The 11,433-nt window shown below is 76.0% G+C and carries 7 protein-coding genes; 6 read left to right on the top strand and 1 reads right to left on the bottom strand.

Going from position 1 to position 11,433, the window contains the following annotated elements; genetic code table 11:
• Positions 1-11: 11 nt before the first annotated feature.
• The 6 genes from ACFWJX_RS27020 (at position 12) to ACFWJX_RS26995 (ending at position 9,836) form a co-directional block, all read left to right on the top strand.
• Positions 12-3,020: a BREX system ATP-binding domain-containing protein gene (locus ACFWJX_RS27020; RefSeq protein ID WP_383248226.1), complete on the top strand. Its 3,009-nt coding sequence runs from the start codon at positions 12-14 to the stop codon at positions 3,018-3,020.
• A 96-nt stretch (positions 3,021-3,116) separates the two neighbouring features.
• Positions 3,117-4,433 carry a CAP domain-containing protein gene (locus tag ACFWJX_RS27015; RefSeq protein WP_383248153.1) on the top strand — a complete coding sequence of 439 codons (1,317 nt, stop codon included), beginning with the start codon at positions 3,117-3,119 and terminating at the stop codon, positions 4,431-4,433.
• 210 nt (positions 4,434-4,643) lie between these two features.
• On the top strand, positions 4,644-5,714 hold the full coding sequence (locus ACFWJX_RS27010) for a tetratricopeptide repeat protein (RefSeq protein WP_383248224.1): 1,071 nt from the start codon (positions 4,644-4,646) through the stop codon (positions 5,712-5,714).
• The gene (locus ACFWJX_RS27005; RefSeq protein WP_383248151.1) at positions 5,711-6,799 is read left to right on the top strand and encodes a polyprenyl synthetase family protein; all 1,089 of its coding nucleotides are present in this window, start codon (positions 5,711-5,713) and stop codon (positions 6,797-6,799) included. Before ACFWJX_RS27010 ends, ACFWJX_RS27005 begins: the two co-directional genes overlap by 4 nt.
• A gap of 88 nt (positions 6,800-6,887) precedes the next feature.
• Positions 6,888-7,847, top strand: coding sequence for a threonine/serine dehydratase (locus ACFWJX_RS27000; protein WP_383248149.1), 960 nt, complete (start codon positions 6,888-6,890; stop codon positions 7,845-7,847).
• Positions 7,848-8,171: 324 nt separating this feature from the next.
• The gene (locus ACFWJX_RS26995) at positions 8,172-9,836 is read left to right on the top strand and encodes a protein kinase (RefSeq protein ID WP_383248147.1); all 1,665 of its coding nucleotides are present in this window, start codon (positions 8,172-8,174) and stop codon (positions 9,834-9,836) included.
• Positions 9,837-9,898: 62 nt separating this feature from the next.
• Here ACFWJX_RS26995 and ACFWJX_RS26990 read toward each other — a convergent pair whose 3' ends face one another.
• Entirely contained in the window at positions 9,899-11,338 is a 1,440-nt protein-coding gene (locus ACFWJX_RS26990) for a serine hydrolase domain-containing protein (RefSeq protein WP_383248145.1), read from the bottom strand.
• Positions 11,339-11,433 lie beyond the last annotated feature (95 nt).

Below are 11,433 nucleotides of genomic sequence, written 5' to 3'. Positions count from 1 at the left end.
CGGGGTCTGCCCTGCTCGCGTGCGGTGTTGTCGGTGCCGCGTGCCAGGATGGAGCCGTGCCACCCACAGCGTTCGCCACCGCGTTCATCGGCCGGGACGAGGAAATCGCCCGGCTCTCCGGCGTGCTGGAGCGCGCCCGCGCGGGGGAGGCGCGGGCGGTGCTGGTCGCCGGGGACGCCGGCGTCGGCAAGACGCGGATGCTGGACGAGATCGCGGCGCGGGCCGCGCGCACCGGCACGACCGTGCTGACCGGGCACTGCGTCGACCTCGGTGACGTGGGCCTGCCGTATCTGCCGTTCACGGAGATCCTGGGCGTGCTGGCCGGGGACGAGCGCTTCGCGGCCGTCCTCGCCGCGCATCCCGTCGTCGACCGGCTGCTCGGCGGCGGGCCGGACGACGCCGTACGGGACCTGGGGGGACGGCTGCGGCTGTTCGAGGGGATGGCGGGCCTGCTCGCCGATCTCGCGGAGGTCAACCCGCTCCTGATCGTGCTGGAAGATTTGCACTGGGCGGACGAGTCCTCCCGGGACCTGCTGCGGTTCCTGCTGAGCCGCGGTGTCCTCCAGCGGCCCGCGGGCGGCGCGCCCGCCCACCGGCTCGCGCTGCTGGCCTCCTACCGCGCGGACGATCTGCACCGCCGGCATCCGCTGCGGCCGCTGCTGGCCGAACTGGTGCGGCTGCCGGGCGTGGAGCGGCTGGAGCTGCGGCCCCTGGCGGACGCCGAGGTGACCCGGCTGGTGCGCGCCCTGGAGGACCGGCCGCTGCCGGACGCCACGGTGCGCCGCATCGTGGAGCGCGCCGAGGGCAACGCCTTCTACGCGGAGGAACTGCTCGCCGCGACGGACACGGAGGCGGGCGGGGTGCCGAGCGGTCTGGCCGACCTGCTGATGATCCGCGTGGAGCAGCTCTCCGAGACCGCCCAACTGGTGCTGCGGACCGCGGCGGTGGCCGGGCGGCGGGTGGAGCACGACCTGCTGCGGGACGCGGTCGCACTGCCCGAGGACGAGCTGGAGTCGGCGCTGCGCGAGGCCATAGGCCGGCAGCTCCTCGTCGCGGGAGCGGGCGACACGTACGCCTTCCGGCACGCGCTCGCGCGCGAGGCGGTGTACGCCGATCTCCTCCCGGGGGAACGGGCCCGGCTGCACGGCGCGTTCGCCCGGCTGCTCGGCGGCCGGGGGCATCGCGCCGAGACCGCCGCCGAGCGGGCCCACCACTACCGCGAGAGCCATGACCTGCGGGAGGCGCTCGCCGCCTCCCTGGAGGCCGCCGACCACGCCCAGCGGGTCGGGGCGCCCGCCGAGGAGCTGCGACATCTGGAGACCGCGCTCGACCTGTGGCCCACGGTGGACGCCTCCGCCCGCCCGTCGGGCGAGGGCATGGACCGGGTCACGCTCATGCTGCGCGCCTCGGCGGCCGCCGCGCACGCCGGGCAGGGGCACCGCGCGGTCTCGCTGACGCGCGCCGCGCTCGCCGGGGTGGGCCAGGACGCCGACTCCGAACTCGCCGCGCGCGTGCGGTACACGCTGGCCGGCACCCTCCTCGGCGTCGACAGCCTCACGGCGGCGTTCCGCTACAGCAGTGAGGCCCTGGCGATGATCCCCGCCGAGCCGCCGTCCCCGACGTGGGTGTGGGCCGCGGCCACGCATGTCCTGGCCGCCCGGCAGGTCGGGGACACCGGGACCGCGCTGCGGGTCGCCCGCCGGGCGCTGGGTGTCGCGGACCAGCTGAAGGTGACCGACGCGCAGGCCGACCTGCTGATCTCGCTCGCCATCCTGGAGGGCGGCGGTCGGCGCTCTCCCGAGGGCCGCGAGCGCCTGCGGGAGGCCCGCGAGCTGGCCCGGCGGGCGGGCAGTGCCCCGGTGGAGATGCGTGCCCTGTTCAACCTGGCCATCGGCTGCTACGAGGCCGGGGAGTTCGAGGAGTGCCTGCCCTGGCTGGCCGACGGCCTGGACCGGGCCCGCCGGGCGGGCCTGCTCTCCTCGCCGTATCCGCTGGAGATGCGCTACCTGCAACTGCTGCTGCTCCACACCCTGGGCCGCTGGGACGAGTGCGTGCGGACGGCGGCGGCCGACCTGGCCGTCCTGCCCTCGGCGGGCGGGTACGCGGCCGGGCCCGCGCTGTACGTCGCGCTGGCCCGCGGTGAGGCGGGGGCCGTCGAGCGGGCACGTGCCCTGACGGGGGGCGCCGCCGACTGGATGGCGGCGCTGGTCGCGGCCGTCGTCCTGACCGACGCGGCGGCCCTGCGGGGTGACGCCGAGGCGGCGGTGGCGCAGATGCGCGCCTCCCTGGAGGCACTGACCGGCGACACGGGCGGCCGCCCGGACGTCACCGTCCGGCTCGCCGCGCTCACTCTGACGCCGGTCGCCGACACGGCCGCCTCGGCCCGCGCCGGCGGCGACGAGGCTGCGGCGGCCCGCTGGTCGGCGGTCGCGGACGAACTCGTGGACCTGGCACGGACGTCGGCGGTGCGCGGCGAGGCCGGGGTGCCGCAGGGTCCGGAGGGGCAGGCCTGGCTGGCCCGCGCCGAGGCCGAGCACGCGCGTGCGGCCGGCGAACCTGACGCGGCGGCCTGGGAGAAGGCGGCGGCGGCGTTCGAGTTCGGCGACGTGTACGAGCGCGCGCGGTGCCGGCTGCGGCTGGCGGAGGCCCTGTTGGCCGCCGGCCGGCGCGAGGAGGCGGCCGGCGAGGCCCGCGCCGCCCGGGAGACGGCCGTACGGCTGCGGGCGGCGCCGCTGCTGGAGCGGGTGGACGCCCTGATCCGGCGCGGCCGGCTCGGGCCCGCGGCGCCCGGCCGGGAGGGACCGGCCGCCCTCACGACCCGCGAACAGGACGTCCTGCGGCTGCTCGGCCTGGGCCGCAGCAACCGTCAGATCGGCGAGGAACTCTTCATCAGCGGCAAGACGGCCAGCGTCCACGTCTCCAACATCCTGGCGAAACTGGGCGCGTCCAGCCGTACGGAGGCGGTGGCGATCGCCCATCGGGAGGGGCTGCTGGAACCGGAGGCGGGGGCGTCGGGCTGAGGTCGGGCGGGGGATCCCCCGGGGAACCTCTTCGCGCCGCCGCCCGTTCTCCCACCAGGGCCCCGAGCGGGTCGGACCGGACGTCGGGGCGGCAGGATGAGCGAGTTGGTTGCCGGGGCCAATGTGGCCCTGCCGGAAGGTGCCCTCGCTGTCCGGGTGTCCGGTCCCTTCGACGTGTGCGCGCTGGTCACGGACGACAGCGGCAAGGTGGGCGGGGACGGCGACTTCGTGTTCTACAACCAGCCGACGGCGCCGGGGGCCGGGCTGCGGGGCGACACGCTCACTCTGGAGCCGGCCCGGCTGCGGGCCGGGGCGACCCGGGTCACGGTGGTCGTCAGCGCGGCCGAGCCGGGCGAACCGCCGGCCCGGCCGCCCGCGCCCACCCTTCAGGTCACGGACCGGCAGGGCCGTCCGCTCGCCCGGTTCACACCCCCGCCCGCCCGGCAGGAGACGGTCCTGCTGCTCGCGGAGGTCTACCGGCGCGGCGGCGTGTGGAAGCTGCGGGCGCTGGGCCAGGGGTACGCGGACGGACTGGCCGGGCTGGCCCGGGACTTCGGGGTGGAGGTCGCCGACGACGGGACCGCTCCCCCGCCCCGCGCCGCTTCCGCACCGGCGCCGGCACCCGCTCCCGGCCCCCATCCGGACGGGTTTCTCGGGCCGGTCAACTCCGCCCGTGCCGCGGCCGGTTCACGGCCCGTCTCGCTCGACGCCCGGCTGGTCTCGGCGGCCCGTGCACACGCCGCGGTGATGGCCGCGACCGGCCGGCTGGACGCCGTGGGTGCCGACGGCGTCTCCGTCCACCAGCGCGTCACGGCCGCCGGCTTCCGCTACCTCGCCGTGGGCGAACACCTGGTCTCCGGGCCCCGCACCCCGGCCGAGTTCATCGGCTACTGCCTGCGCACCGACCGGGCCCGGCACACCCTGCACGGCCCGGCGTTCACCCACGCGGGCCTGGCCCACGCGAAGGACGGCCGCACCGGCGACGTCTTCTGGACGGCGCTGTGGGCGAGCCCGCTGACACCGGCCGGGCTGGCCGGGACCGAGGCGGAGGTCGTCGACCGCACCAACCGGGAGCGAGAGCGGGCTGGACTGCGGCCCTTCGCCGTCGATCCGCTGCTGGCCACCGCCGCCCGCGCGCACAGCGCGGACATGGCCGCCCGTTCCTTCTACTCGCACACCTCGCCCGAGGGCGGCCGGCCGTGGGACCGCGCCGCCGCCGCGGGGTCGGCCCGGCGGACGATCGGCGAGAACATCGCCTGCGGCCAGCGCTCCCCCGCCGAGGTGGTGGAGGGCTGGATGCACAGCCCCGGCCACCGCGCCAACATCCTCAAGCCCGCCTTCACCCACATCGGCGTCGGCTTCGCGGGCGGCGGCCCGTCCGGCACGTACTGGACCCAACTCTTCGGCGCCTGACGCCCGACGGGGCCGGCCGGTCCCCCCGGCCCCGTCGAGTGATCTGCGCCTCACAGGCAACCTGGCCGGCCGTGCGCACGTCTTGACCGGCGACAACACACACCACCCGGTGACGCCCGCCCCGGCCGCTCCCGCGGCCGGGGCGAATTTCGGGCGCACTATACACACCATGTATACATGCAGCGTATACATGGGGGCCGAGAGGAATCGATGTACGGCAAGGCTTTCGCCCCGGAGTACCAGGGCGCCCTCACCACCCTGTCCGTGAACTCGTCCCTGGTCGACGTACTGACCGCCGGCACCGAGCAGTTGGCGGCGGCCGAGCGGGCCGGGGAGCGCGCCGAGGTGGCCCGCTCCGGGCTCGCCGTCGCCGAGGCGCACCGCCGGCTGGGCCAGGTGCGGGAGGCGGACCGGGCCTGGAAGGCGAGCTACCGCGCGGCCCGGGACGCGGGCGACGTGGCCACGATGGCGTGGGCCCTGTGGAGCGGCGGCACCCTGGCCCGGCAGCGGGGCGCCCTCCCGCTGGCCCGACGGCTGCTGGGGCTGGCGGCCGACCTCGGCGAGCGCGGCGGGGACGTGGTCGCCCGCGGGTACTCGCTGGCCGGACTCGCGGAGACCGGCCGTATCCAGGGGGACTACGAGGCCGTCGGCCGGCTCCATGAACAGTTGCTGGCCGAGGCCCGCCGGCGCGGCGAGGCACGGCACACGGTGTGGGCGCTGGAGGGCATCGCGCAGATGCACCGCAACTCCGGGGATTTCGACACCGCTCACACCCTGTTCCAGGAGGCGGCCGAGATCTCCGCGCGCGCCGACGACCGGCGGGGACACGCCTGGGCGCTGCGCGGCCTGGCCGACCTCGTCTCGGTGCGGGACGGCGACACCGAGCGCGCGCTCGCCCTGCTGTCCGAGGCGGAGACGACCTGCCGCGCGATGAACCTCACCAGCGCACTGGCCTACAACCACAAGATGCGCGGCAACGTCCTCTACCGCGCGGCCCGTTACGCCGAGGCCCGGGACCTCTACGAGCAGGCCCTCGCGGAGTTCGGTGCGATGAGCGAGCCGCGCGGGAAGGCCCTCGCCCGGCTCGGGCTCGCCAAGTCGCTGGCCCGCCTGGGCCGCGACCGCTCCGAGACGGCCGCGGAACTGGCCGCTCTGGCGGGTGAGTTGGAACGGATCGGGCTGCGGCACGCGCGGGAGATGGTGGCGCGGGCCGAGGAGGAACTGGGCATCGGGACGGAACCCGCCCGTCCGGGCGGCGCGACCGTGGAGGCCGTACGGTGACGGCGCTCTCCACGACGTTCTCCACGGCGCTCTCCACAGCGGTCGGCCCGGCCGCGGCCTCGGCGGACCCTCCGGCTCCACCGGCCGCGCCCGCCGTTCTCGACCGCTGCCGCGCGCTGGTGCGGCCCGCGCTGGCGGAGGCGGTCGGCCGGCTGCATCCGTGGGTGGGCGAGATGGCCGCGTACTCCTTCGGCTGGTGCGAGGTCGGCGGAGCCACTGCCGCCGCGTCCGGCGGGAAGGGGCTGCGGCAGGCCCTCGCCGTGCTCGGCGCGGAGGCGGCAGGGGCGCCCGCGCGGGCCGGTGTCGCCGCGGCCGTCTCGGTCGAACTCGTGCACACCTTCTCCCTGTTGCACGACGACATCATGGACGGCGACCCCACGCGAAGGAGCCGCCCCACCGTCTGGAAGGCCTACGGCACGGGACCCGCCGTCCTCGCGGGCGACGCCCTGTTCGCGCTGGCCGTGGAGACGCTCGCCGCGGCCCCGGGCGGCGCCGGCGGAGTACGGCTGCTGTCCGGGGCGCTCGCCGAGCTGGTGCACGGGCAGGCCGACGACCTGCTGTTCGCCGCGCGGCCCTGGTCGGGGCCCGAGCGGGTACGGCCGGAGGCGTACCGGGCGATGGCCGAGGGCAAGACCGGCGCGCTGCTGGGCTGCGCGGCCGCGCTGGGCGCCGTGCTCGACGGTGCCCCCGAGGCGACCGTCACCGCGCTGGACCGGGCCGGGCGGCATCTCGGGATCGCCTTCCAGGTGGTCGACGACCTGCTGGGCACCTGGGGCGATCCGGCCGTGACCGGCAAACCCGTCCACGGCGACCTGCGCGAGGGCAAGAAGACGTTCCCGGTGCTGGCGGCCCTGGAGTCGCCCGCACCGGCGGCCCGGCGCCTCGCCCGGCTGCTGGAGTCGGGGGGCGACCCGGCCGAGGCGGCCGTACTGGCGGAGGAGGCCGGGGGCCGGGCGGCGGCGCTCGCCGAGGCGCGCCGGCAGGTGTCCGCCGTGGAGTCGGCGCTCGCCGGGGTGCCACTGCGGACGCGCCCCGCGAGTGACCTGCGGTCACTGCTCGACTTCCTGGTGCGCCGCGACCTCTGACCACCGCCCGGACCCGGTTGACCTGGGCCACCGCCGCGCGACAGGGTGCGGAGAGCGCGCGGCACAGCGCGCGGGAAAGGTGGTCGTCTTGATCGGCATCACGGACATCGAAGCCGCGGCGGAGCGGATCGCCGGGCACGTCGTCCGCACCCCGACCCTGCCGAGTCCCGGGCTCTCCGGACTGCTCGGCGTCCCCGTCATCGTCAAGCTGGAGCTGCTCCAGCGCACCGGCTCCTTCAAGGCGCGCGGGGCGGCGGCGAAACTGCTCTCGCTCGGTGAGGCGGAGCGCGCGGCCGGGGTGGTCGCGGTGAGCGGCGGCAACCACGGGATCGCGGTGGCGGTCATGGCCGCCGCCCTCGACGTGAAGGCCACGGTCGTCATGCCGCGTTCGGCGCCCGCCCGTGCCGTCGAGATCGCCGAGGAGGCTGGCGCCTCGGTGCGGTTGACGGACGGGATGGGCAGCGCGTTCTCGCTCGTGAACGACCTGCGGGACGAGGGACTGACGCTGGTCCACCCGTTCGACGACCCGGTGGTGATCGCCGGGCAGGGCACGGTCGGCCTGGAGTTCGCGCAGGACGCCGACGAGTTGACGGACGTCCTGGTCAGTGTCGGGGGCGGCGGGCTGATCTCCGGTGTCGCGACGGCCCTGCGGGCTCTGCGGCCCCAGGTGCGGGTCTGGGGCGTGGAGACCGAGGGCGCGGAGGCAATGGCGGAGGCACTGAAGGCCGGCGGTCCGGTGCCGGTGGAGGTGTCGTCGATCTCCACCACGCTGAGCGCGCCGGCCGTCGCGCCGCTGACGTACGAGCATGTCGCGGCGCTGGTGAGCGAGGTGCTCGTGGTGCCGGACCGCGAGGCCGTACGGGGCTGTCTGGAGCTGGCGGAGCACGCCAAGGTGTGGACCGAGCCGGCCGCCGGATGTCTGCTGCCGGCCGCCCGCCGGGTCGTGGAGCGGGTGGGTCCGGGCGCCCGGCTGGGACTGGTGGTCTGCGGGGGCAACGCGTCGGCCGCCGACATGGCGTCCTGGGCCGAGCGTTTCGGACTGCGCTGACGGTTCGGGCTGCGCCGACGCTTCTGACTACGCCGACGCTCGGGTGTGCGCGGCGCCGAGGAAATCGCCCGCGGCGGCCGTCGTCCTGGAATGGACCGACGCCCGTCGCGGGCGATTCCGTGGACGCCCGGCAACCGTTTACCCCTGGTTACACCCCTGGACGACCCGAAGTAATTTCCTTTCCTCGCACATATGACCGGCGTTCTCGCCGCCCTTTCTTGAATGAAAGACAGAAATCCCGGCGGAGTTGCCGACCTCTTGAACGCACACCCTCTCGATCGCCGTACCACTGGGAAAGGTGAGCAGTCGGGGGTTCAGCGAGGGATGACCATGGTCAAGGCGCACGTCTCCACGCACGAGTTGGTCGCCGGTCGGTACCGGCTCCTCGACGTCGTCCACCGCGAGACGAACCGCGTCGGCTGGTACGGCGAGTACGCCGACGAGTCGGTCGGCACCCGGCCGTGTCTGATCACCCGGATCGGGCTGCCCGCGGGCCTCGGCGAGGAGGACGCCCACCGGGCCGCCGAGCGCGTGGTGCGGATGTCCGAGACGATGGCCCGGGTATGCCCCGGCCGCGTCGCCACCGTCCTCGACGCCCTCGCGGAGGCGGGGTCCCTGTGGACCGTGACCGAGTGGATCGACGGCCTTCCCCTGGGCCAACTGATCGAGCAGCGGCGCGTGTTCCCGCACGTCCGCGCCGCGCGGATCGGGCTGGAGCTGCTCGACGTGCTGGAGGCCGCGCACGGCGAGGGCATCACCCACGGCGAGCTGAGTCCCGGTCAGGTCTTCGTGCGGGCGGGCGGCCCGGTCGTCGTCACCGGCTTCGGCCTCGCGGGGGTGGCCCTCTCTCCCCGCCTCGCGGCCCCGTCGTACGCCTCCCCCGAGCAGGCGCGGGACGAGCGGATCGGGCCGGCGGCGGATCTGTGGGCGGTGGGCGCGATCCTCTACACGATGGTCGAGGGCCGGGCGCCGTACCGGGACCGGGACCGGCCGGAGGCCACGCTGAAGGGCGTGGACCGGCTGCCGCTGCGCACCCCGCTGCGGGCCGGTCCGCTCGGACCGGCCGTCCAGGGCCTGCTGCGCAAGGACTCGCGGGAACGGATGACCCGGCCGACGGTGCGCCAGAGCCTCGCCCGCGTCCTGGACGAGGACACGCACGGGGTGCCCGCGCCCCGGCCGCGGCGCGTGTACGCCGTCGCACGGGTCGCCGGTCCGCGCTGGAACGGGCGGGCGGTGGCGGCCGGGACCGCGCTGGCCCTGGTCGCTGTGACGGTCGCCGCCCTGGCCGCGACGGGCCAGTTGCCCGGCACCGAGAACACGTCGTCGGACGGCGCGCAGGCCCGCCCGGCCGCGCCCAGCGCCCCGCCCGGCGAGGACGGCGCCGACAGAGTCACGGACGTGCCGACGCCGGCCCCCAGCCCGCCGGCCCCGTCCTCCCCGCCCGCCGCCTCCCCCAGCCCGGCCCCGACTCCCACGGCCGCCTCCCCGTCGGCCGCCTCCCCGTCGGCCACCGCCGGGGCGCTGCCGGCCGGCTTCCGGGTGTTCCGGGCGCAGGAGGGCTTCTCCGTCGCCCTCCCCGAGAACTGGACCCGGCTGGACACCACGCGTGCCGGGGATCTCGCCTACCGGGTCACGTTCGGCGCCGAGGGCGACCCGCGCACCCTCGCGGTCACCTACAGCGAGCGCGTCGGCCCGGACCCGGTGGCGGTCTGGCGCGACGACGTGGAGCCGGGCCTGCGCCAGGCCGACGGGTTCTCGCGCATCGGGACGATCGAGGCGACGACGTACCAGGGGTACGAGGCGGCCGACATGGAGTGGGTCGTCGACGTCGACGGCACACGGGTACGCACCTTCGGCCGCGGCTTCCTCCTCGGCGACCACCGCGGCTTCTCCCTGCGCTGGACGACCCCCGCGGCCGACTGGGACGCCACCGCCAACAGCCGGGCCCTGGCCACCTTCCTGAAAACCTTCCGGCCGGGGCCGGCCTGAGCTGTCACCTTCCGAAGCCGGCGACGAGGCCGCGGGGTTGCGCGACCGACCGAGCCGAGGCCTCAGGACCGCGGCGCGCGCTTCCTGTGCAGGGAGCCGCCGTGCAGGGGTTGCGTGGACCAGCGGGCTGTGAAGGTCCGGGCCGGGAGGGAGCAGGTCACCCGGAGCCGGTGCGGGGTCTCCAGGAAGGCCAGGTCCACGGCGAGGGTGTCGCCGTCGCTCCAGCCGCCGCTCGCCGCGACGGGCACGGGTTCCTCGGTCACGGTCCAGGCGCCGGGGCCCAGGCGCGGTGCGAGGCGGTCGTCGCCCTCGGCGAGGGTCAGTGTCCAGCCGTCGCCGTCCGCCGTGACGGTCACGCCGGTGAGGCTCGGCTGGTCGGCGCAGACACCGCCGTACGGGGTGAAGGCGGTCCCCGACCAGGCGTGCGGGCGGTCCGGCGGCGCGGGCTTGCCTGCCGTGGGCGGCAGGGCGAGGCGGGTGAGGCGGTCGGCGAGGGCCGCGTCGGCGTCCTGGCGACCGGACAGCGGCGCCGGGCGGAACGCCGGCAGGAGGTGCTCCCAGACGAGGTTCAGCAGGCCCTGCATGTCGGGGGCCGCCGCGGTCGTGGCGATGACGGCGTCGTGCTCGGGCAGGACGAGGCAGAACTGGCCGTAGGCGCCGTCGCCGCGGTAGCCGTGCCGGGAGCGCCAGAACTGGAGGCCGTACCCGCGGTCCCAGTCCTCCCGGCCGGTGTCGCCCATGGCGCCCGCCGTCGGGATGTGCTCGCGGGTCGCCTCCGCGATCCACTCCCGCGGCAGCAGCCGCCGCCCGTCCCAGTCGCCTTCGCGCAGGTACAGCAGGCCGAGCCGGGCGATCGCGTCGGTGCTGCCGTGCAGGCCGCTGAAGCCCAGCTCTCGGCCGGTCCGGTCGGTCAGCCAGGCGACGTCGCCGAAGCCGAGCGGGTCCAGCAGCCGGGGCCGTAGATAGGCGGTGAGGGTCTGGCCGGTGACGCGCTGGAGGATCGCGGCGAGGGTGTAGGTGGCGGGCTGGTTGTAGGCGAACACCGTGCCGGGATCGCGGTCCGGCGGCAGCAGCAGGAAGCCGCGGACGAGGTCGTCGCGGTCGAGCGCGCGGGCCCGGTCCAGGGTCTCGGCCTCGTGTCCGCTCGCCATCGACGCCACGTGCCGCACCCGCATCGCGCGGCTGCGCGGGTCGGTGATGTCGGCGTCGAACTCCGGGAAGTACGAGATCACCGGGTCGTCGAGCCCGATCAGTCCCTCGGCGACGGCGAACCCGGCGGCCGTCGAGGTGAAGCTCTTGCTGAGGGAGTACAGCAGATGGAGGCGGTCGGGCGTGTACGGCGCCCACCAGCCGGCGGCGACGACGTGGCCGTGTCGCAGGACCATGAGGCTGTGCGGCTCGACGGCCTCGGCCGCGTCGACGGCGTCGAGGAAGGCGAGGACGCCCGAGGCGTCGACGCCCTGGGCGGACGGGGTGCTGTCAGGCAGCGGACGGGCGCTCATACCCGCATCCTTCCCCGAAGGCCCGGCGGACGGCGAGGGCACGAAAAGGGACACCGAGAGACACCGGGGGAATTTCCGGTTCCGCCCGTGGCCCG

It is taken from the genome of Streptomyces sp. NPDC058335 (assembly GCF_042723915.1).
Classification (GTDB): domain Bacteria; phylum Actinomycetota; class Actinomycetes; order Streptomycetales; family Streptomycetaceae; genus Streptomyces.
The sequence above is the reverse complement of the archived record's forward strand: the minus strand, read 5'-3'. Positions and strand labels throughout refer to the sequence as shown.

Coding starts and splice junctions, on each gene's coding strand:
- ACFWJX_RS27010 (WP_383248224.1), top strand. CDS start 4,644: ATGTACGGCAAGGCTTTCGCCCCGGAGTACCAGGGCGCCCTCACCACC.
- ACFWJX_RS26990 (WP_383248145.1), bottom strand. CDS start 11,338: ATGAGCGCCCGTCCGCTGCCTGACAGCACCCCGTCCGCCCAGGGCGTC.
- ACFWJX_RS27015 (WP_383248153.1), top strand. CDS start 3,117: ATGAGCGAGTTGGTTGCCGGGGCCAATGTGGCCCTGCCGGAAGGTGCC.
- ACFWJX_RS26995 (WP_383248147.1), top strand. CDS start 8,172: ATGACCATGGTCAAGGCGCACGTCTCCACGCACGAGTTGGTCGCCGGT.